We start from the raw sequence: 20,776 nt of genomic DNA, 5'->3' as shown, positions 1-20,776 counted from the left end.
TCCGCTGCGCGGCCATCGACGTTTGATTCTTTCAGTGCCCTCGCGGCTGTTGCGGTGAGGGCACTGGTGGAACCCGGCCTTCGCCGGGATGACGCATTGGCAAAGGCGCTCGCGCTATGCGCGAGCGCGCCAATGCGTCACTTCAGGGTCAGCGAGGCCTGGTCCACGGTCACGCCGGGGCCCATGGTCGAGCTGATCGAGATCTTCTGCAGGTACTGACCCTTCGCCGTTGCCGGCTTGGCCTTGATCAGGTCGAGCAGCAGGGCCTGCAGGTTGTCCTTCAGCGAGGCGTCTTCGAACGAGGCCTTGCCGATGGTGCAGTGGATGATGCCGGCCTTGTCGGTGCGGTAACGCACCTGGCCGCCCTTGGCGTTCTTGACCGCCTCGGCCGGGTTCGGCGACACGGTGCCGACCTTCGGGTTCGGCATCAGGCCACGCGGACCGAGCACCTGGCCCAGCTTGCCGACGACGCGCATGGCGTCCGGCGTGGCGATGACGACGTCGTAGTTCAGGTCGCCGGCCATCATCTTCTCGGCCAGGTCGTCCATGCCGACGGCTTCGGCACCCGCGGCCAGAGCCTCATCGGCCTTGGCACCGGACGGGGCGAACACCGCCACGCGGACGCTCTTGCCGGTGCCGGCGGGCAGCACGGTGGAACCGCGGACCTGCTGGTCCGACTTCTTCGCATCCACGCCCAGGCGCACGGCGACGTCGACGGACTCGACGAACTTGGCCTTGGTGGCGGTCTTGATGATCTTGATCGCCTCGTCGATGGCGTACGCCTTACCCGGGACGACTGCGGCCTTGATGGCCTTCTCGCGCTTGCTCATTGCCATGTCTTAACCCTCCACCACCAGGCCCATGCTGCGGGCCGAACCCGCAATCGTCTTCACCGCCGCATCGAGGTCGGCCGCCGTCAGGTCGGGCTCCTTCTGCTTGGCGATGGCTTCCAGCTGGGCGCGGGTGACCTTGCCGACCTTCTCGGTGTTCGGGCGCTTGGAACCGGACGTGATGCCGGCAGCCTTCTTCAGCAGCACCGTGGCCGGGGTCGACTTGGTGATGAAGGTGAACGTACGGTCGGAGTACGCGGTGATGATGACCGGGGTCGGCAGACCCGGCTCGAGCTTGGAGGTCGCGGCGTTGAAGGCCTTGCAGAACTCCATGATGTTCAGGCCGCGCTGGCCCAGCGCCGGACCCACCGGCGGGGACGGGTTGGCCTGGCCGGCCTTGACCTGCAGCTTGATGTAACCGACTACTTTCTTAGCCATTTCTTCTCTCCGGGTGCTAGCGCCTGGACCTCAGGCTCCCCATCGCGCCGGGAAAATCACGTGTCCCGACATCACGTTTGAACCTGGGGTTGCCGCTGACACGGCAACGGCCGCCCTGCGGCGGCCGGTGTTCCGGCCCGCGCCAGAGGCAGCGAGCCGGCAAGTATAGCAGAGATTTAGGCCTTTTCGACCTGGCCGAATTCGAGCTCGACCGGGGTCGAGCGGCCGAAGATCAGCACCGCCACGCGCAGGCGGCTCTTCTCGTAGTTGATTTCCTCGACCACGCCGTTGAAGTCGTTGAACGGGCCGTCGATGACGCGGACCATCTCGCCGGGCTCGAACAGGACCTTCGGCTTGGGCTTCTCGACGCCTTCCTGAACGCGCTGCAGGATGGCATCGGCCTCGCGGTCGGCGATCGGGAGCGGACGATCGGCGGTGCCGCCGATGAAGCCCATGACCTTCGGGGTCTCCTTGACCAGGTGCCAGCTCTCGTTGTCCATGCGCGGGATGCCCGCCTCTTCATGGGTTGCGATCTGGACCAGCACGTAGCCGGGGAAGAACTTGCGTTCGGAACGGCGCTTCTGGCCCGAGCGCATCTCGACCACTTCCTCGGTCGGGACGAGCACTTCGCCGAACTTGTCCTGCATGCCGTCACGGGCGATGCGGTCGCGCAGCGCCTGCGCCACGGACTTCTCGAAGCCCGAATAGGCGTGGACGACGTACCAGCGCTTGTGCACTTCGGTCATTTGCTTACTGCCCCAGAATCAACTTGACCAGGAACTGGATGAGCAGGTCCATGGCGGCCAGGATCAGGCTCAGCACGGCCACCGCGATGATCACCACCCAGGTGGTGCGCATCGCTTCCTGACGGGTCGGCCAGACGACCTTGCGCAGCTCGAAGCGCGACTCGGAGAGGAACTCGCGGGTCTGCAGCCCCTTGGCGCTGGTCAGGAACACGACAGCGGCGAGCACGAGGCCGGCGGCCACGGCGCCCGCGCGGGCGATACCCGCCCACTGGTCGAAGTAGATGTACGTAGCCACGCCAGCGGCCACCAGCAGCACCGCAAGTGCGTACTTGACGATGTCGCCGGCGGAACCGGACCCGGGTTGTTCGACCTTGCTGTTCATCCGATCCATCGCGCGGCAGCCGCGCCGCGTCTGTAGAGGGAAAGACCGACCACGTCTGACCGGGCTTCTGCGGAGGACCCGCATGGGTTGGCACGCCAGGAGGGACTCGAACCCCCAACCTGCGGTTTTGGAGACCGCTGCTCTGCCAATTGAGCTACTGGCGTATGGAACTAGTGTAGGGCTTTCTCAGACGGCAAGGGCGGACCGAAGCCCGCCCTGCTGTCGATTCCGGCGTCGCCTGGCCGCAGGGCGCGTCCAGGTCGTCGGATCCCGCTCTCGCGGAAGCGCCCTGCGCGCCAAGGCGCGCAGGGCCGGTTTGTTACTTCAGGATCTTCGCCACCACGCCGGCGCCGACCGTACGGCCGCCTTCGCGGATCGCGAAGCGCAGGCCTTCGTCCATCGCCACCGGGTTGATCAGCGTGACCGACATCTTGATGTTGTCGCCCGGCATGACCATCTCGACGCCTTCCGGCAGCGTCACCGCGCCGGTGATGTCCGTCGTGCGGAAGTAGAACTGCGGGCGGTAGCCCTTGAAGAACGGCGTGTGACGGCCGCCTTCGTCCTTCGACAGCACGTACACCTCGGCTTCGAACTCGGTGTGCGGGGTGATCGAACCCGGCTTGGCCAGCACCTGGCCGCGCTCCACGTCGTCACGCTTGGTGCCGCGCAGCAGCAGACCGGCGTTGTCGCCCGCCTGGCCCTGGTCCAGCAGCTTGCGGAACATCTCCACGCCCGTGACCGTGGTCTTCTGCGTCGGACGGATGCCGACGATTTCGATTTCGTCGCCCACCTTGATGATGCCGCGCTCGATACGGCCGGTCACCACGGTGCCGCGGCCCGAGATCGAGAACACATCCTCCACCGGCATCAGGAACGGCTTGTCGACGTCACGCTGCGGCTCCGGAATGAACGTGTCCAGCGCGTCCACCAGCTTCAGGATCGCCGGCACACCGATTTCCGACTGGTCGCCTTCCAGCGCCAGGCGCGCCGAACCCTTGATGATCGGGGTGTCGTCACCCGGGAACTCGTACTTCGTCAGCAGCTCGCGCACTTCCATCTCGACGAGCTCCAGCAGCTCGGCGTCGTCCACCATGTCGGCCTTGTTCAGGAACACCACGATGTACGGCACGCCCACCTGGCGCGACAGCAGGATGTGCTCGCGCGTCTGCGGCATCGGGCCGTCAGCGGCCGAGCACACCAGGATCGCGCCGTCCATCTGCGCCGCACCCGTGATCATGTTCTTCACGTAGTCGGCGTGGCCCGGGCAGTCCACGTGCGCGTAGTGGCGCGTCGGGCTTTCGTACTCGACGTGCGCCGTCGAGATCGTGATGCCGCGCGCCTTCTCTTCCGGCGCCGCGTCGATCGCGTCGTACGCCTTGAACTCGCCACCGAAACGCTCCGCGCCCACCTTCGTCAGCGCCGCCGTCAGCGTGGTCTTGCCGTGGTCGACGTGACCGATCGTGCCCACGTTCACGTGCGGCTTGGTGCGCTCAAACTTACCCTTGGCCATGACAGTCGACTCTCGCTTAAGGACGGAATTACGGGTGGTACGGAAAGATGGTGCTCACGACTGGAATCGAACCAGCGACCTCCTCCTTACCAAGGAGGTGCTCTACCGACTGAGCTACGTGAGCAGGTTGTTCCAGCAGTTCGTCTGTCGCGGCATCAATGGAGCGGGAGACGGGAATCGAACCCGCACCATCAGCTTGGAAGGCTGAGGTTCTACCATTGAACTACTCCCGCGCCGGACAAACCTGCTTGGGTACTGCGCCGACAGGTGGTAAGTCCGTCGGGTCTTGCATCCACCAGACCTTGCTTGAAGCCGGGCCGGATTGGAACTGGTGGAGGGAGGTGGATTCGAACCACCGAAGGCGTAAGCCAGCAGATTTACAGTCTGCCCCCGTTGGCCGCTTGGGTATCCCTCCAAAAGAGCCCGCAATTTTGGGGCTGGGATCCGGGGTTGTCAACGCGTTTCACGCATCAATTTTCGCGCGATGCGCCCTGCGGCACTTTCCCGGTCCTTCAGGCCCGCCGACGAACGGCAGGCCAGCGCCTTACACGTTGAAGCGGAAGTGCAGCACGTCGCCTTCCTGGACGCGATATTCCTTGCCTTCCAGGCGCAGGCGCCCGGCATCGCGCGCGCCGGATTCGCCCTTGTACTTGATGAAATCGTCGAACGCGATGGTTTCGGCGCGGATGAAGCCCTTCTCGAAGTCGGTGTGGATCACCGCCGCGGCCTGCGGCGCGGTCGCGCCGGCCTTCACGGTCCAGGCGCGGACTTCCTTCACGCCGGCGGTGAAGTAGGTCTGCAGGCCCAGAAGCTTGTACGCGGCGCGGATCACCCGGTTCAGGCCGGGCTCGTCCAGGCCCAGGTCGGCCAGGAACGCATCGCGGTCGGCATCGTCGAGCTGGCTCAGCTCTTCCTCGATCGCCGCGCAGACCGGCACGACTTCGGCGCCCTCGGTCACCGCGCGGGCGCGCACGGCGTCCAGGTGCGGGTTGTTCTCGAAGCCGTCCTCGAGCACGTTGGCGACGTACATCACCGGCTTGAGCGTGAGCAGGAAAAGATCGCGCAGCACGAGCCTGTCATCGTCCGACAGCCCCAGCGCGCGCGCCGGCTTGCCGTCGTCGAGACCCGCGCGAACGCGACCCAGCACTTCCACGCGGATCTTCGCGTCCTTGTCGCCGGTCTTGGCCGAGCGCTCGGCGCGCTGCAGGGCCTTCTCCACCGACTCCAGGTCGGCGAGCGCGAGCTCGGTGTCGATCGTGTCGATGTCGGAAATCGGATCGATGCGGTTGCTGACGTGGATGACGTCGTCGTTCTCGAAGCAGCGCACGACGTGCGTGATCGCATCGACTTCGCGGATGTGCGCGAGGAACTTGTTGCCCAGGCCTTCGCCGCTCGCGGCACCGGCGACGAGGCCGGCGATGTCGACGAACTCCACCGCGGTCGGAATGACCTTCTGCGGCTTGACGATCTCCGACAGCGCATTGAGGCGCGGATCCGGCACCGGCACGACGCCGACGTTCGGCTCGATCGTGCAGAACGGGAAATTGGCCGCGGCGATGCCGGCCTTGGTCAGGGCGTTGAAGAGGGTCGACTTGCCGACGTTCGGCAGGCCGACGATGCCGCATTTGATGCCCATGGCGGTGTTCCGTGATTCGGGATTCGTGATTGGCGACTCGCTGCGCTCGCTGCGAATCGACAATCACCAATCGCGGATCATCGGCTGGTGTGCAGCCGCTTCATGGCTTCGTTGAAATCGCCGGCGACCGCCAGCGGAAGCACGTCGTCGGCATCGCCGATGGCGCGCAGGATCGACGCTTCATCGTCCACGCCGGGCTTGCCAAGCACCCAGGACGTCACGCGGTCCTTGTGGCCCGGGTGACCGATGCCGATGCGGAGGCGGTGGTACTTGCCGTGGCCGAGCAGCCTGGTGATGTCGCGCAGGCCGTTCTGGCCGCCGTGGCCGCCGTCGAACTTCAGGCGCGCGGTACCGGGAGCGAGATCCAGTTCGTCGTGGACGACCAGCATCTGTTCCGGCTCGATCTTCCAGTAGCGCAGCGCCGCCGTGACCGACTTGCCGGAAAGGTTCATGTACGTGGCCGGCTTGAGCAGCCACACGGGCCGGCCGGCGATATCGACCTTGGCGGTCTCGCCGAACAGCTTGGATTCCAGGCCGAAGCGGACACCCTGGCGCAACGCGAGGGCGTCCACAAACCAGAACCCGGCGTTGTGCCGGGTCCGGAGATGTTCGGCACCGGGATTTCCCAGGCCGACGAGGAGGCGCAAACCGTCCATCGTGAAGTCACGCCGCAACCTGCCCGCCCGCGCGGGCAGGTCGTCGGGACGCGATTACTTCTCGTCCTTCTTGGCGGCCTTGGTGGCCGGCACTTCGGCCGACGGAGCCTCGGCCGACTCTTCGGCTTCGACGCGGCCATGCTTGGCGATCACGACGGCGACGTCGTGTTCCTTGCCCAGCTTCAGTTCCGGCAGCTCGACGCCCTTGGGCAGCTTGATGTCGGACAGGTGGACGATGTCGCCGACCTTCAGCGCCGACAGGTCGATCTCGATGAACTCCGGCAGGTCGCGCGGCAGGCAGCTGACGGTGACTTCGTTGAGCTCGTGCGTGATGACCACGTCGGCCGACTTGCCGGCCGGCGAGCCTTCCTGGCCGATGAAGTGCAGCGGCACCGACGCCTTCAGCGCGGCGTTCAGATCAACGCGCTGGAAGTCCAGGTGCATGATGATCTGCTTGAACGGATGGCGCTGGATGTCGCGCAGGAGCACGGCTTCGACGGTGCCGTCGATGTCGAGGTTCAGGATCGACGAGTAGAACCACTCGTTCTGCTGGGCCAGCCAGATCTTCTCGTGGTCGAGCTGGATCGCCTTCGGCTCGGACTTGCCGCCGTAGACGATGGCCGGGATGCTGGCGGCGTGGCGAAGGCGGCGGCTCGCACCCTTCCCTTCGACCTTGCGGCCAGTGGCCTTGAGGGTATGTTCGGACATTTTCGTTTACTCACTTACTTCGTTATGCCGCCTCGCGGCGGCGATGTGACTCTTCCGCGACCAGAAGAGCCTTTGGACCGGGACCGGAAACCGCTCCCGGAAAACTTCAATCCACGTACAGCGAACTGACCGACTCGCCGAACGCCACGCGCCGGATCGTCTCGGCCAGCAGCTCGGCGACGCTGAGCTGGCGGATCTTGCCGCAGGCCCGCGCCGCGTCGGAGAGGCGGATGGTGTCGGTGACCACCAGCTCGTCGAGCTGCGACCTGGTCACGTTGTCCATTGCCGCGCCCGACAGCACCGGATGCGTGCAGTACGCGACCACCTTGGTCGCGCCCTGCGCCTTGAGCGCGTTCGCCGCGGCGCACAGCGTGCCGGCGGTATCGACGATGTCGTCGACGAGCACGCAGGTCTTGCCGGCGACGTCACCGATGATGTTCATCACCGTGGCGACGTTGGCGCGCGGACGGCGCTTGTCGATGATCGCCAGATCCGCGTCGTCCAGGCGCTTGGCGATCGCGCGCGCACGCACCACACCGCCGACGTCGGGCGAGACCACCACCATGTTTTCCGTACCGTGCGCGCGCCAGATGTCGGCGAGCAGCAGCGGCGAGGCGTACACGTTGTCGACCGGGATGTCGAAGAAGCCCTGGATCTGGTCGGCGTGGAGGTCGACCGTCAACACGCGATCGGTACCGACCGCGCTGAACATCTTCGCCGCGACCTTCGCCGTGATCGGCACGCGCGAGGAACGCGGGCGGCGATCCTGGCGGGCGTAGCCGAAGTACGGCACCACCGCGGTCACGCTGGCGGCCGAGGCGCGCTTGAGCGCATCCACCAGCACCAGCAGTTCCATGAAGTTCTCCGCCGTGGGGGCGTTCGTCGGCTGGATGACGAACACTTCCTGGCGGCGCACGTTCTCCTCGATTTCCACCTGCACTTCGCCGTCGGAGAAACGGCCGACCAGCGCCTTGCCCAGGCGGATGCCGAGTTCCCTGCACACCGAATCGGCGAGCGGGCGGTTGGCGTTACCGCTGAAAATCAGCAGGTTGCGATCGTTCTGCATGGTCGGGCCGGTCGAGGATCAAGGATTCGGGATTGGGGATTCGACGAACCGAATCCCCAATCCCGAATGCCCGATCCCTCAAGCAAGTGGTTCCGGATGGAGTTGGCAGGGGCGGTAGGATTCGAACCTACGGATGCCGGGATCAAAACCCGGTGCCTTGGGCCACTTGGCGACGCCCCTGCAGTGGAGCCCGTCAGGGCGCCGGTGTTGCCTGTTTCGTCCAGTCCGCCAGTGCACGGTGCAGCGGCGAGGCGTGCGCCCCTTCCGCCACCCAGGCGCGAAGCCCGGTCGGCAATGCGGCCAGCGCCGCCTCGGCGGCTTCGCGCGTGGCGAATTCGACGAAGCACCCGCTGCCGGAACCGGTCAGGCGTGGCGAGCCGATCCGCGACAGCGCAGCAAAGACAGCCTCGACGGCTGGCTCGCGCGCGCGCAATACCGGCTCGAACGCATTCCCGAGCGGCCCACCCGAAACGAAGTCCGATATTGTCGCGGCCGGGGCATCACGCGTCAATTCAGGGGCTTTGAACAAAGTCGCCGTCGGCGCGTGCACGCCGGGGTCGGCCAGGACATACCAGGCTGGTGGCAGTTCGACCGGCGAAAGCCGCTCCCCCACCCCCTCGGCCCACGCGTTCTCACCGCGCACGAAGACGGGAACGTCGGCACCGAGTTTCAGGCCCAGCTCGGCGAGCCGGTCGGTGCCCAGCCCTGTGCCCCAGAGCGCATCCAGCCCGACCAGCACCGATGCGGCGTCCGACGAGCCACCGCCGAAACCGCCCCCTGCCGGAATCCGCTTGTCGATGATGATGTCGGCACCTTGGATGCAGTTCGCAGCCGATTGCAGCAGCTTGGCCGCACGTACCGTCAGGTCGTCGGCCTCCTCGACCCCCGACACGGAGGGCCCATGCCGCCGGATCTGCCCGTCATCGCGAACCCGCAACCGCACGGTGTCGCCCCATTCGAGGATCCGGAACACCGTCTGCAGCAGGTGATAGCCGTCGTCGCGCCGACCGGTGATCCGCAGGAACAGGTTCAGCTTGGCCGGCGCGGGCCAGAGGGTCCACGCCGGAGTCGGTGCAATCCCGGTCATGGCGTCGCGCCGGGCGTCCACTGGTCGACGATCAGGCGGACCTTCGCCTCGCCCTGCGTCGCGGTCAGGCGGGCAGGCAGGACCGGTCCGCTTGCGACATCCGGCTGCCACTGCGTGTAGTCGATGGTCCAGCCAGCCTGGGTCAGGCGCACCGGGCGGTCGCCTTCGCCGTAGACGACGCGCGCCTCGCCGAAGCGCCCGGCGTCCGCGCCCACGCCGCGGACCCAATCGGCCATCGCGCGCACGGGAATGTTCCAGCCGGTGGTCTCGCGCAGCATGGCCTCGACGTCGGCCGCCTCGCGCGGCCCGCCTTCGATGCCTTCGAGCCGGCCGCCGCCGGCATCGCCGCTCAGGCGCCAGCTCTGCCGCGTCACCGGCGCGCCCAGCGACATCGTGTAGCGATCGCCCGTTTGCTGCCAGTCGATGCGCCCGCTCCCGCCCTGCTTGCCGTTCGACACTGCGATGCGCCCGGACAGCGACCAGTCCGTCAGCGCCGCGCGACGTTCGTCCTGCGCCCGCGCGTTCGCGGCATCGACCGGTACCTGCGGCGCGCGCGTCGGCTGCGAGACGCAACCCGCGAGGGTCAGCGCCAGCATCGCCGGCGCGAGGAACGCGTGGATCGCCTTCATGCGCCGGTCTTCTCCAGCGCGCGCTTGAGCGCACGGTTGTCCGGATCGATCTTGCGCGCCTGCTCGAAAACCTTGCGCGCCTCGTCCCTGCGGCCGAGCTCCCACAGGACCTCCGCCAGGTGCGAGGCGATTTCCGCATCCTTCTGCAAGGTCAGCGCGCGGCGCAGCTCGACCAGCGCTTCCTCCTTGCGGCCCAGGCGATAGAGCACCCAGCCGTAGCTGTCGATGATCGCGGCGTTGTCCGGCTCGGCGGTGCGCGCGCGCTCGATCAGCTGCAGCGCTTCCTGGTAGCGCGTGGTGCGATCGGCCAGCGTGTAGCCCAGCGCGTTTAGCGCGGCCACGTTGTCGGGTTCGGCGACCAGGATCTTGCGAAGGTCGGCCTCGGCGCGCGGGATGTCGTCGCGGCGCTCCCAGCTCAGCCCGCGTGCGTAGAGGATTTCCGGATCGTCCGGGAAGGCCGCCAGTCCGCGCGCGTACGCTTCCATTTCGCCCGTGGCGTCGTCGTCCTTGTCGCGCAGGGAAGCTTCCAGCAGGTAGGCATCGCGGCGCGCTTCGTCGTCGGCCGCCGCGTCGGCCTGCAGCTCGCGCAGCGACTTGTAGGCCTCGTCGCCCCGCTTGAGTTCGTGCAGCACGTTCGCCGCGCGCAGCCGCGCAGACCAGCGCTGGTCGCCGCCTGGCACGCCGCGATACCAGGCGAGCGCCTCGTCGTTGTGCTCGAGGAATTCGGCGATCTGCCCCAGCAGCAGGCGACGCTGCGGATCGGGGTCGCTCGAACGCGTACGCAGTTCGTCGTACAGCCGGCCGAGCGCGGTCTTGTCCTCGGCCTGCGCGAGCAGCGCCGCGCGCAACGCGAAGGTCTGGTCGTCCTGCGGGCCCTTGGCGAGCACGTTCTCGGCCGCGTTGTAGTCGCCCAGGCGGTGGTATTCGTCGGCGATCGCGCGACGCAGGTCGGCATCGTCGCCGGCCTGGCCGGTGAGGGAGGCCAGCAGCTCGCGGGCCTCATCGGTCTTGCCGGCCTCGCGCAGCTGGCTTGCGCGCAGCAGGCCGACGCGCGCCTCGCCGGGGAAACGCTCGACGACCTCGGCGACGATGCGCTCGACCAACTCCGGCTGCTCCAGCGCCTGCGCCAGCCCGCCGAATGCCAGCCACGCCTGCAGCTTGTCGGGAATACGCCCGCCGTCGACGAGCTTCTCCAGCAGCCGCGCCGCCTGCTTCGGATCGCGCGCTCCGCCCGACAGCACGCCCAGCACCTGGCGCCAGCCGGCGTCGCCCGGCGATTGCAGCAGCGCGGTCAGGTGCTTGCGGGCTTCGCGCTCGTTGCCGCGGCGGATCGCCAGCACGGCCTCGGCGGCGGTCAGGCTCAGCCCCTCGCCGCCCTGCTGGCGCCACAGGTCCAGCGCCTGCGCGGCGCGCTTGTCGTCCTTGGCGAGCAGCGCGATGCGCGTCGCGCGCTCGGCCAGCGCGACGTCGTCTGCCTGTCGCGCCGCGTCCAGGTACGCCTGCGCGGCGTCGTCCAGACGGCCGGACTGCAGCGCGAATTCGCCCGCGAGCAGCGATTCCAGCGAGGCGCCGGTCGGATCGGCCGGTGCCGGCGGCTCCTTCTCGGCCGCCCACAGGGGCGTGAGGGCGAACGCGGCGATGAGGGCGAACGTGACGGGAGCGAAACAGTGCGTGCGCGAGCCAGCGGGCATTCGAACGGGCCTGAGGGAAGCCGGGACGGGACGGGGCCGGTAGAATGTCGGCCTCCGGGTAGCCAGCAGCTTATCGCAAGCACCTGAACGAGAGTCCGGCGTCAATGAGTTTGTTCGTACTAGGCATCAACCACCAGACCGCGCCGGTCAGCCTGCGCGAGCGCGTGGCGTTCTCGGCCGATACGGTGCCGGCCGCGCTGGATGCCCTGAAGACGCTGCCGCAGGTGCAGGAAGTCGCCCTGCTCTCCACCTGCAACCGGACCGAGCTCTACGCGGTGTCCAACGACGACGGACAGGCGCTGGCCGACTGGCTGGCGACGCATCCGGACGACGTCGGCGATCTGCACGCCTATCTCTACCGCCATCGCGACGCCGATGCCGTGCGCCATCTGTTCCGGGTGGCGACGGGCCTCGACTCGCTCGTGCTCGGCGAACCGCAGATCCTCGGCCAGGTGAAGGACGCGTGGGCCACCGCGCGCCACGCCGGCACGCTCGGCAGCCAGCTCGACCGCCTGTTCCAGCACGCCTTCACCACCGCCAAGCGCGCGCGCACCGACACGCGCATCGGCGCCAATCCGGTGTCGGTGGCCTCGGCGGCCGTGCGTCTGGCGCAGGAGTCGTTCGCCCGGCTCGAAGACTCCACGGTGCTGATGATCGGCGCCGGCGAAACCGTCGAACTCGCCGCGCGCCACCTCGTGCAGGCGCGCGCCAAACGTCTTCTCGTCGCCAACCGCACGCTCGCGCACGCGCAGGAACTCGCCAGCCGCCACGGCGGCTTCGCGCTGCCGCTGAGCGAGATCGACAAGCATCTCGGCGAGGCCGACGTGGTGATTTCCGCCACCGCCAGCCGCGATCCGATCCTGCAGCGCCCGCAGGTCGCCGCCGCGCTTGCCACGCGCAAGCATCGGCCGATGCTGCTGCTCGACCTTGCCGTGCCGCGCGACATCGCACCCGACGTGGCCGAGCTCAAGGACGTGTTCCTCTACACGGTGGACGACCTGGAACGCGCCATCGAGGACAACCGCCGCAGCCGCCGCGAAGCCGCGACGGAAGCCGAAGCGATCGTCGAACTGCAGGTCGCGCGCTTCACCGAAACCATGGCCGCCAGCACGCGCACCGAGCCGCTCAAGCGCCTGCGCGCGCACGGCGAAGCCGCCAAGGCCGACGTGCTGGCGCGCGCGCAGCAGCAGCTCGCCGCCGGGCAGGCGCCGGAGGACGTGCTGAACTTCCTCGCGCACACGCTCACCAACCGCCTGCTGCACGCGCCGACGATCGCGTTGCGCGAAGCCGCACTGACCGGCAATGCGGAACTCGCGCGCGCGGCGGAGAAACTCTTCGCGCAGAGCGAGGAACGAGTGGACAGGAACGAGATACGAGTGGACGAGGGCGGCGAACGGGAAGCCTAGCGACCTTCATGTCGCGGCCTGTACCCGTTTCCCGCTCCTCCACACTCGTTGCTCGCCCCATGACGCCCAGCCTGCGCCGCAAACTCGAAGCACTCGCCGAACGCCGCGACGAACTCGAACGCCTGCTCTCCGACGCCGACGTCATCGGCGACGCGGACCGTTTCCGCCGCTTCTCGCGCGAATTCGCCCAGCTGGAACCGGTCGCGAACGCGCTGAAGGCCGAAGCGCAGGCGAAGGACGACCTCGCCGCCGCGCAGGCGATGCGCGAGGACCCCGAACTGGCGGAACTCGCCGCCGACGAAATCGCCGCCGCACAGGAACGCCTGGAGCGCCTGGACGCCGAACTGCTCGCGCACCTGATCCCCAAGGACCCGCGCGACGAAGGCGACCTGTACCTGGAAGTACGCGCCGGCACCGGCGGCGACGAGGCGGCCATCTTCGCCGGCGACCTGTTCCGCATGTACGCGCGCTACGCCGAGCGGCAGGGCTGGAAGGTCGAGATCGAATCGGCCAGCCCCGGCGAACACGGCGGCTTCAAGGAAGTCATCGCGCGAGTGGAAGGCCGCGGCGCGTATTCCCGGCTGAAGTTCGAATCCGGCACGCACCGCGTGCAGCGCGTGCCGGAAACCGAATCGCAGGGCCGCATCCACACCTCGGCGGCGACGGTGGCCATCATTCCGCTGGAAGCCGAAGGCGATCCCATCGAGATCAACCCCGCCGACCTGAAGGTGGACACGTTCCGCTCCAGCGGCGCGGGCGGCCAGCACGTCAACAAGACCGAGTCGGCGATCCGCATCACCCACGTGCCCAGCGGCATAGTGGTCGAGAGCCAGACCGAACGCAGCCAGCACGCCAACCGCGACAAGGCGATGAAACGCCTGGCCGCGATGCTGGCCGAAGCGCAGGCCGCGAAGGCCGCGGCGGCGCAGGCCTCGATGCGCAAACTGCAGGTCGGCAGCGGCGACCGCAGCCAGCGCATCCGTACCTACAACTTCCCGCAGGGCCGCATCACCGACCACCGCGTCGAAGGCCTCACGCTTTACGACCTGCCCAACGTCATCCAGGGCGACCTGGACGAACTCGTCGCGCGCCTCCAGCACGAGCACCAGGCGGACGAGCTGGCGCGTTTGACGCAGGAAGGCTGACGCTGCGCTTTGAGCCCCCTCCCACCGCGAGAGGGGCGGGCTTGAGTGACAACAACGGAGCCGAAGTGTTCGCGCCCCCGTGCGCTACCGCGCTGCGCGTGTGCCGAAGGGAGCACAGCTACAATCGCAGCACCCGAGCACGGACCCGCCCCATGCCCCTCGCGATCGCACGCGCCACGCTGGACGACCTCGACGACGTCGTACCGCTGTTCGACGCCTACCGCCGCTTCTACGCGCAGCCCTCGGACGAAGCGCGTGGCCGCGCCTTCCTCGAAGCGCGCCTGCGCGCCGGCGAATCGGTCATCCTCATCGCACGCGATGGCGAACGCGCGGTCGGCTTCACCCAGCTCTATCCGATGTTCTCTTCGGTCCGCACCGGGCGGTTGTGGATCCTCAACGACCTCTACGTCGATGCCGATGCACGCCGTATCGGCGCCGGCCGCGCGCTGCTCGACGCCGCGACGGATTTCGCCCGCGCCGACGGTGCCGCCGGCATCACCCTGGAAACCACGCGCGACAACGCCACCGCACGCGCGCTTTATCGCGCCGCCGGATGGGAGGAAGCGGACACGCAGTGGTACGGCCTGTCGTTCGCGAACGGGCGCCAATGAACCACGCCGATCCGCGCATCGAGTTGCGTCGCGCACTGGAGCGCAATCCGGCCGACGGATACGCGTGGATCCTGCTGGCCGAACACGAACTCGATCGCGGCGACGCGGTGGCCGGCGAAACCGCGGCGCGGCGCGCGCTGGCGCTGCGGCCGGGGCATCCGGAAGCGCTAGCGCGCCTGGGCCGCGCGCAGTGGATGCAGGGACACCGAGAGGACGCCGTCGCCAGCCTGCGCGCGGCCGCGAACAATGCGCCGGACCATCCCGGCATCGCGGTGTGGCTCGGCCATGCGCTGGAGGACACCGGTGAAGCCGAAGCCGCGTCCGAAGCATATGCGCGCGCGCACGCACTGGCGCCGCAGGAACCGCAGATCGCCGCCTACCTGCTCGCGTGGCGACGCAAGCTGTGCGACTGGCGCGACCTGGACACGCTCGCGATGCAGGTGCGCGCGGCGGTGAACGACGGCACGGCGTCGGTGGAACCGTTCGCCTTCCTCAGCGAGGACGTGAGCGCCGCCGAACAGCTGCGCTGCGCGCGCCTTCGCGCCGTCGTACTGTCGCGGCAGATCCGCCCGATGCCACCCGCGCCGCCGCGCACGCACGGCCGTCTGCGCGTGGGTTTCCTGTCCAACGGCTTCGGCGCGCATCCGACCGGCCTGCTGACGGCGGCGATGTTCGAGCGATTGCGCGCGCTCGACGAACTCGACCTCCACCTGTTCGCACTGGACGCCGACGATCGCAGCCCGATCCGCACGCGCCTGCACGCAGCGGCGCACGTGCTGCACGACGTATCGCAGCAACCGCACGCGCGCGTCGCGCAGCGCATTCGCGATGCCGGCATCGACGTGCTGTTCGACCTGCGCGGCTGGGGCGGCGGCGGCACGCCGGAAGTGCTGGCGATGCGGCCCGCGCGCGTGCAGGTGAACTGGCTCGCGTATCCCGGCACCTCGGGCGCGCCGTGGATCGACTTCGTGCTGGCCGACGGCTTCGTGCTGCCCGAATCGATGGAAAGCGCCTTCAGCGAACAGGTGGTCCGCCTGCCGCGCTGCTTCCAGCCTTCCGACACGACGCGCGCGATCCCGCCGCCGCCTTCGCGCGCCGAATGCGGGCTGCCCGAGGACGCGATCGTGCTGTGCTGCTTCAACAACAGCTACAAGCTCAACCCGCGCAGCATGGCGCGTGCGTTCACGATATTGCGCGATGCGCCGGGAAGCGTGCTGTGGCTGCTGTCCGGCCCGGGCCACGCCGATGCGCGGCTGCGCGCGGCGGCGCAGGCGAACGGCGTCGATCCACAACGCCTGGTCTTCATGCCCAAGCAGCCGCACGCCGCGTACATGGCGCGCTTGCAGCATGCCGACCTGTTCCTCGACACCGAACCGTACAACGCCCACACCACCGCTTCCGACGCGCTGTGGGCCGGCTGTCCCGTGCTGACGCGCCCCGGCGACACGTTCGCCGCGCGCGTCGCCGGCAGCCTGAACCATCATCTGGGCATGGCCGGGATGAACGTCGATACCGATGAAGCCTTCGTCGCGCGCGGCATCCAACTGGCGCGCGATCCGGCGGCGCTGCGTGCGCTGCGTGCGGAACTCGCACGGCGTCGCAGCGACAGCGGCCTGTTCGACATGACCGGCTTCGCCCGCGATTTCACCGACGCCGTGCAACGCATGGCGCGATCCCCTGTTGCGTAGGAGTACGCTCCCCCCATGACCGCCACCGCCGATCTCATTCCGCTCAACCTGTGCGTGCTGACCGTGTCCGACACGCGCACGCCCGCCGAGGACAGTTCCGGCGATTACCTCGTGCAGTCGCTCACCGACGCCGGCCATCGCCTCACCGAGCGCGCCCTGCTGAAGGACGACCGCTACCAGTTGCGCGCGGTCGTCTCGCGCTGGATCGCCGACGAGAACGTGGACGGGGTGCTGGTCACCGGCGGCACCGGCTTCACCGGCCGCGACTCCACGCCCGAAGCGCTGCTGCCGCTGCTCGACAAGCAGATGGACGGCTTCGGCGAATTGTTCCGCGCGGTGAGCTTCGAGGAGATCGGCACCTCGACGCTGCAGTCGCGCGCCTTCGCCGGACTGGCGAACGGCACGTTCGTGTTCGCATTGCCGGGTTCGACGTCGGCATGCCGCACGGCGTGGGAGAAGATCATCCGCACGCAGCTGGATTCGCGCACGAAGCCCTGCAACCTCGCCACGCTGCGCCCGCGCCTGCGCGAGCGCTGACGCGCGCGTCACCACGGTCTCCGGATCCTTGGTTCGGCGCAGTTCCTTCCCGCGTTGGAGTCAGACATGCCGCTGGACACCACCCTGCGATTGCTCGCCAAGGCCAGCGGCATGAGCGCCGCCGACATCGCCACCGCGATCCCGCGCGCCGGCGCGGCGACGGTGAGCGCGTGGCTGCGCGGCGACAGGCTTCCCGGACGCGAACAGCTCGACGCACTCGCACGCGCCTTCGGCGTGCCGGCCGGCGCGTTGCTCGCGGAACTGGCGAGCACGCTCGACCCCGCGCGCACACAGGGCGAACACGACCTGCTCGCCGCATATCGCGCGCTCGACACGCGCCAGCGGGGCGCCCTGCTCGAAGTCGCGCGCAGCATGGCCGGCACGCGCCGGCGCGGCGCATCGAAGCCGAAGAACGCGGTCGCATCGCGCGCGCGCAACCGGAGCGCATCGTGATGGGCAAGCTCAAGCGCAAGGACTACAAGGCGGCGCTGGAACCGCTGCAGATCGAACTAGTGGAAATGGCGCGCTGGCTCGCCGATACCGGCAAGCGGCTGGTGGTGCTGTTCGAAGGCCGCGACACCGCCGGCAAGGGCGGCGCGATCGACGCGATCGCCGAACACCTCAACCCGCGCCAGTGCCGCATCGTCGCGCTGCCCAAGCCGGCCGATCGCGAACAGACGCAGTGGTATTTCCAGCGTTACGTGCCGCACCTGCCGGCCGCGGGCGAGATCGCGCTGTTCGACCGCAGCTGGTACAACCGCGCCGGCGTGGAGCAGGTCATGGGCTACGCCGACGCCGAACAGGTGCGCACGTTCCTGCGCCAGGCGCCGGTGTTCGAGCAGCTGCTGGTCGACGACGGCGTGCTGCTGTTCAAGTACTGGCTGTGCTGCGACCAGGCCAGGCAGGAAGAACGCTTCGCCGAAAGGCAGGAAGACCCGCTCAAGCGCTGGAAGCTCTCGCCCATCGACGTCGCCTCGCGCGAACGCTACGAGGAGTACACGAAGGCGCGCGAGGCCATGCTCAAGGCCACCCACACGCAGCACGCACCGTGGACGCTGGTGGAGTTCAACGACCAGCGGCGCGGCCGGCTGACCTTGATCCGCGACCTGCTCTCGCGCATTCCCGACAAGCGCGTGCCGGAGCACTGCATCGAATTCCCGCCGCTGGAGCGCAAGTTGAGGAAGGAGCGCTACACGGTGATCGAACCCATCGAGCCGGTCGAGCCGGACGAGGACTGATTCACCAGTTCCAGCGCACGCCCGGCTTCCCGTCCCGCGCATCGAAGCGGTTGCCGGCGAAACTGCGCTGGTAGCCGGGGTTCGCGTACCGCGCCGTGTTGCCGCCGAACTGGCGCGTCCCGCCCGCGTTCAACTGCCACCACGTGCCCGACACGTCGGCCTGGAATACGGCAGGTCGCCATGGCCCGAGGCGAACACCGTTCGCGGCTCGCCCTTGAACTCGTGCCCGTTCGCACGCAGCCAGCCGCGCATGAGACGCGGCGCGCCGCGGGTGTCGGCTCCAGCCGCTGGTCGCGCGCCCAGTGCAGGCCGAGGCGCGCCGCCAGCGATTCGGCGTCGCGGAAGCGCACCTGCGCAGCGATGTCGTCGCCCTCGAAATCGTCCACGCGCGGGCCAGTCTCCGGCAGGTCCGATGAAAGGCGCCGTCACAACGTCGAGCCAGGTCCAGCGCGTTCGTTACGCTTCGTGAAGCGGATGTCTCACACCGCCGAGAAACCCTGCCCCGCCTCGTCCTCGCGCGCCGGCAGGCGCTCCAGATCGTCCACGCGCGCCATCGGCGGGCCTTCGCGCAGCCACGCGGCGAGTTCGTCGATCGCCGCATCGTCGCCGGCGGCGAGCACTTCGACGCGGCCGTCGGCCAGGTTCTTCGCGAAACCGCGCAAGCCGAGCGCCTGCGCGCGGTCGCGCGTGGACGCGCGGAAGAACACGCCCTGCACCTTGCCGCTGACGACGAAGCGCGCGGCGCTCACGACTGCGCCGCCGGCGCTTGCGCGGCCGGTTCCTGCAACGGCTTGGGGCCGCCGGCCCTGGCGATCGCCGATTCGATGTCCTTCGCCGTGACCGGGCCGAGGAACCTGTCGGCGACCTTGCCGTCGGGCGCGATGAGGTACGTCATCGGCAGGCCGCGCGGCGTGGCGAAATCGGCGGGCGGATTGAACGTGTCCACCACCGCGATCGGGTACACCACCGGATGCAGCTTCAGGAACACCTTCATGTCGTCCGGCGTGATGTCCTCGTAGGCGAGGCCGACGACTTCGATGTGTTCGCGCATCGCGTCCAGCGCCGACAGCTCGGGCATCTCCTTCAGGCACGGCTTGCACCACGTGGCCCAGAAGTTCACCACGACCCACTTGCCGCGGCGTGCGGCCAGGTCGAACTGCTTGCCGTCGACGGTGGCGATGGTGAGCTTCGGTATTTCGGCGCCGCCCTCGCTGACCGGATGTTCCGGCGTCTGCGGCAGCGTCAGCGCGCCGGTTTCGTCGGGCGCCTGCGGTTCGGCGAGGTCGGTGTCGGCGGGTTTCTTCTGGCAGCCGGCGGCGAGCGCCGTCATCACGAATGCGACGGCAAGAAGGGAACGCACGGGTGCGCGGGACATGTCAGACCTCGTCGGCGTGGATGGAGGAGGCGCGCCGCTTGAGCAGCTCGCGCAGGGGAAGGCGGAGTTCGTCGAGCGCGGCGATCGCCGAGCGGCCCAGCGAATCGTCCCGGCACGGCAGCACCGCTTCGGTGACGGGGATGCGCAGCTGGCAGGCTTCGTACAGTTCGGCGAGCGACAGCTCGTCCAGGTCGCGCGCGAGCAGCCATTCGCCGGTCTCGGCGCGGCGCACGACGTTGATGGTGTTCAGCTGCGCCAGCATCTGCTGCACCAGCGCGTCGGTGAGCATCGGCTCCATCGCTTCGATCTGGTCGCTGTGCAGGCCGCGCCCGGTCCTGCGCGCCTCGTTGAAACGCGCGAGCAGGCGCAGCAGGCCGTAGATCTCGAAGCCCAGCGGCAGGCGCATGCCGACCGGCTGGTAGCGGAACTCGGATATCGACGACGCCAGCGACGCGCCCAGCAGGATCGCCACCCAGCTCAGGTAGATCCACAGCAGGAAGATCGGCACCACCGCGAGCGCGCCGTAGATCTTCGAATAGGAATTGAAGTTGCCCAGATACAGGCCGATGCCCCACTTCACCATCTCGAACAGCACCGCCGCCAGCGCCGCGCCGGCGAAGGCGTGGCGCCAGTGGATCGTGCGGTGCGGGACAACGCGGTAGATCGCGGCGAAGGCGAGCAGCTCCAGCGTCATCGGCGTGAGCCGGAGCATCGCGGTCTGCAGGGTCCGACCGGCCTGCGTTTCGAACAGCGACATGGCGAAGAACTTCGCCGACATCGCCAGGCTCGCCGCGGCGATCAGCGCACCCAGGGTCAGCACCGTCCAGTACACCAGGAAGCGGCCGATGCGCGGCCGTGCCGACTTCACCCGCCAGATGCGGTTGAACGCCGCCTCCACGCCGTTGAGGGTGATCAGCAGCGACACCACCAGCGCGATCACGCCGGCGGTGGTGAGCTGGCCGACGTTCGCCGAGAACTGCTTGAGGTACGCCTCCACCGACCGCGCCGCGCTGGGCACGAAGTTGGAGAAGATGTAGTCGCTGAGGCGATCGCTCCATTCGCCGAACACCGGGAACGCCGACAGCACGCCGAACACCACCATCGACAGCGGCACCAGCGCGAACACCGTCGTGTACGCCAGCGCGCCGGCGGCCTGGAACAGGTTGTCCTCGAGGAAGCGCCGCGCGAGGAAGCGGAAGAACGTGCCCACCCGGGCGCGGTCGCGCGCGCGTTCGCTCCAGCGGTACAGGGAATCCAGTGGCTCCATGCGGCGGAGGGTAACCGATGGGGGCACGCGGCGGGGTCAGTGCAAAGCCCCTGTCCCACCGCCGAGCCCCTCTCCGATCGTTGAGCCCTTCTCATCGTCGAGCCGCGCTCCCAGCGGGAAAGGGGTTGGG

General features: G+C 68.5%; 23 protein-coding genes and 5 tRNA genes. 7 read left to right on the top strand and 21 right to left on the bottom strand.

What is annotated here, in order from left to right; translation table 11 throughout:
* Positions 1-137: 137 nt before the first annotated feature.
* From rplA to AC3ANK_RS04100, 17 genes are all read right to left on the bottom strand, one after another.
* A complete protein-coding gene (rplA, locus tag AC3ANK_RS04180; RefSeq protein WP_206859833.1) occupies positions 138-836 on the bottom strand; it encodes a 50S ribosomal protein L1 in 699 nt (232 codons plus the stop codon).
* 3 nt (positions 837-839) lie between these two features.
* Positions 840-1,268, bottom strand: coding sequence for a 50S ribosomal protein L11 (gene rplK / locus AC3ANK_RS04175; protein WP_206859834.1), 429 nt, complete (start codon positions 1,266-1,268; stop codon positions 840-842).
* A gap of 176 nt (positions 1,269-1,444) precedes the next feature.
* Positions 1,445-2,014 (bottom strand): transcription termination/antitermination protein NusG, encoded by a 570-nt coding sequence (gene nusG, locus AC3ANK_RS04170; protein WP_206859835.1) that lies wholly within the window; start codon positions 2,012-2,014, stop codon positions 1,445-1,447.
* A 4-nt stretch (positions 2,015-2,018) separates the two neighbouring features.
* Positions 2,019-2,396, bottom strand: coding sequence for a preprotein translocase subunit SecE (gene secE, locus AC3ANK_RS04165; RefSeq protein WP_206859836.1), 378 nt, complete (start codon positions 2,394-2,396; stop codon positions 2,019-2,021).
* An 88-nt stretch (positions 2,397-2,484) separates the two neighbouring features.
* Positions 2,485-2,560 (bottom strand) — tRNA-Trp (locus tag AC3ANK_RS04160).
* A 155-nt stretch (positions 2,561-2,715) separates the two neighbouring features.
* The gene (tuf, locus tag AC3ANK_RS04155) at positions 2,716-3,906 is read right to left on the bottom strand and encodes an elongation factor Tu (RefSeq protein ID WP_206859825.1); all 1,191 of its coding nucleotides are present in this window, start codon (positions 3,904-3,906) and stop codon (positions 2,716-2,718) included.
* A 48-nt stretch (positions 3,907-3,954) separates the two neighbouring features.
* A tRNA-Thr gene (locus AC3ANK_RS04150) sits at positions 3,955-4,030 on the bottom strand.
* A 35-nt stretch (positions 4,031-4,065) separates the two neighbouring features.
* Positions 4,066-4,139, bottom strand: a tRNA-Gly gene (locus AC3ANK_RS04145).
* 96 nt (positions 4,140-4,235) lie between these two features.
* Positions 4,236-4,321 (bottom strand) — tRNA-Tyr (locus tag AC3ANK_RS04140).
* A gap of 129 nt (positions 4,322-4,450) precedes the next feature.
* Positions 4,451-5,542 carry a redox-regulated ATPase YchF gene (ychF, locus tag AC3ANK_RS04135; RefSeq protein ID WP_206859837.1) on the bottom strand — a complete coding sequence of 364 codons (1,092 nt, stop codon included), beginning with the start codon at positions 5,540-5,542 and terminating at the stop codon, positions 4,451-4,453.
* A gap of 77 nt (positions 5,543-5,619) precedes the next feature.
* Positions 5,620-6,198, bottom strand: a complete 579-nt coding sequence (gene pth / locus AC3ANK_RS04130; RefSeq protein WP_206859838.1) for an aminoacyl-tRNA hydrolase — start codon at positions 6,196-6,198, stop codon at positions 5,620-5,622.
* A gap of 54 nt (positions 6,199-6,252) precedes the next feature.
* Positions 6,253-6,906 carry a 50S ribosomal protein L25/general stress protein Ctc gene (locus AC3ANK_RS04125; RefSeq protein ID WP_206859839.1) on the bottom strand — a complete coding sequence of 218 codons (654 nt, stop codon included), beginning with the start codon at positions 6,904-6,906 and terminating at the stop codon, positions 6,253-6,255.
* A 106-nt stretch (positions 6,907-7,012) separates the two neighbouring features.
* Positions 7,013-7,972 carry a ribose-phosphate diphosphokinase gene (locus tag AC3ANK_RS04120; RefSeq protein WP_206859840.1) on the bottom strand — a complete coding sequence of 320 codons (960 nt, stop codon included), beginning with the start codon at positions 7,970-7,972 and terminating at the stop codon, positions 7,013-7,015.
* A 103-nt stretch (positions 7,973-8,075) separates the two neighbouring features.
* Positions 8,076-8,152: transfer RNA gene (locus tag AC3ANK_RS04115), tRNA-Gln, on the bottom strand.
* A 13-nt stretch (positions 8,153-8,165) separates the two neighbouring features.
* Positions 8,166-9,059: a 4-(cytidine 5'-diphospho)-2-C-methyl-D-erythritol kinase gene (gene ispE / locus AC3ANK_RS04110; RefSeq protein WP_484172197.1), complete on the bottom strand. Its 894-nt coding sequence runs from the start codon at positions 9,057-9,059 to the stop codon at positions 8,166-8,168.
* Positions 9,056-9,688 (bottom strand): lipoprotein insertase outer membrane protein LolB, encoded by a 633-nt coding sequence (lolB, locus tag AC3ANK_RS04105; RefSeq protein WP_206859842.1) that lies wholly within the window; start codon positions 9,686-9,688, stop codon positions 9,056-9,058. Before lolB ends, ispE begins: the two co-directional genes overlap by 4 nt.
* On the bottom strand, positions 9,685-11,379 hold the full coding sequence (locus tag AC3ANK_RS04100; protein ID WP_484172196.1) for a tetratricopeptide repeat protein: 1,695 nt from the start codon (positions 11,377-11,379) through the stop codon (positions 9,685-9,687). Before AC3ANK_RS04100 ends, lolB begins: the two co-directional genes overlap by 4 nt.
* Before the next feature lie 104 nt (positions 11,380-11,483).
* Here AC3ANK_RS04100 and hemA point away from each other — a divergent pair, with 104 nt between their 5' ends.
* From hemA to ppk2, 7 genes are all read left to right on the top strand, one after another.
* Positions 11,484-12,785: a glutamyl-tRNA reductase gene (gene hemA, locus AC3ANK_RS04095; RefSeq protein WP_484172195.1), complete on the top strand. Its 1,302-nt coding sequence runs from the start codon at positions 11,484-11,486 to the stop codon at positions 12,783-12,785.
* A 59-nt stretch (positions 12,786-12,844) separates the two neighbouring features.
* Entirely contained in the window at positions 12,845-13,930 is a 1,086-nt protein-coding gene (prfA, locus tag AC3ANK_RS04090) for a peptide chain release factor 1 (protein ID WP_206859845.1), read from the top strand.
* Between the two features lie 152 nt (positions 13,931-14,082).
* Complete coding sequence (locus AC3ANK_RS04085) at positions 14,083-14,541, top strand: N-acetyltransferase family protein (protein WP_484172194.1); 459 nt, start codon at positions 14,083-14,085, stop codon at positions 14,539-14,541.
* Positions 14,538-16,229, top strand: coding sequence for an O-linked N-acetylglucosamine transferase, SPINDLY family protein (locus AC3ANK_RS04080; RefSeq protein ID WP_484172193.1), 1,692 nt, complete (start codon positions 14,538-14,540; stop codon positions 16,227-16,229). Before AC3ANK_RS04085 ends, AC3ANK_RS04080 begins: the two co-directional genes overlap by 4 nt.
* A gap of 15 nt (positions 16,230-16,244) precedes the next feature.
* Positions 16,245-16,766 (top strand): molybdenum cofactor biosynthesis protein B, encoded by a 522-nt coding sequence (gene moaB / locus AC3ANK_RS04075; RefSeq protein WP_484172192.1) that lies wholly within the window; start codon positions 16,245-16,247, stop codon positions 16,764-16,766.
* Between the two features lie 66 nt (positions 16,767-16,832).
* Positions 16,833-17,219, top strand: a complete 387-nt coding sequence (locus tag AC3ANK_RS04070) for a helix-turn-helix domain-containing protein (protein ID WP_484172191.1) — start codon at positions 16,833-16,835, stop codon at positions 17,217-17,219.
* Positions 17,219-18,004, top strand: coding sequence for a polyphosphate kinase 2 (gene ppk2, locus AC3ANK_RS04065; protein ID WP_484172190.1), 786 nt, complete (start codon positions 17,219-17,221; stop codon positions 18,002-18,004). The genes AC3ANK_RS04070 and ppk2 overlap by 1 nt, the downstream gene beginning before the upstream one ends.
* Before the next feature lies 1 nt (position 18,005).
* Here the strand turns inward: ppk2 and AC3ANK_RS04060 are convergent, their stop codons facing one another.
* From AC3ANK_RS04060 to AC3ANK_RS04045, 4 genes are all read right to left on the bottom strand, one after another.
* Positions 18,006-18,158: an autotransporter outer membrane beta-barrel domain-containing protein gene (locus AC3ANK_RS04060; RefSeq protein WP_484172189.1), complete on the bottom strand. Its 153-nt coding sequence runs from the start codon at positions 18,156-18,158 to the stop codon at positions 18,006-18,008.
* A 325-nt stretch (positions 18,159-18,483) separates the two neighbouring features.
* Positions 18,484-18,753 (bottom strand): acylphosphatase, encoded by a 270-nt coding sequence (locus AC3ANK_RS04055; protein WP_206859852.1) that lies wholly within the window; start codon positions 18,751-18,753, stop codon positions 18,484-18,486.
* Positions 18,750-19,379, bottom strand: coding sequence for a TlpA family protein disulfide reductase (locus AC3ANK_RS04050; protein WP_484172188.1), 630 nt, complete (start codon positions 19,377-19,379; stop codon positions 18,750-18,752). Before AC3ANK_RS04050 ends, AC3ANK_RS04055 begins: the two co-directional genes overlap by 4 nt.
* Before the next feature lies 1 nt (position 19,380).
* On the bottom strand, positions 19,381-20,646 hold the full coding sequence (locus tag AC3ANK_RS04045; protein ID WP_206859854.1) for a YihY family inner membrane protein: 1,266 nt from the start codon (positions 20,644-20,646) through the stop codon (positions 19,381-19,383).
* Positions 20,647-20,776: the final 130 nt, after the last annotated feature.

Source organism: Lysobacter sp. SCRH-1R, assembly GCF_057747855.1.
This window is presented reverse-complemented; position numbering and strand designations above follow the sequence as displayed.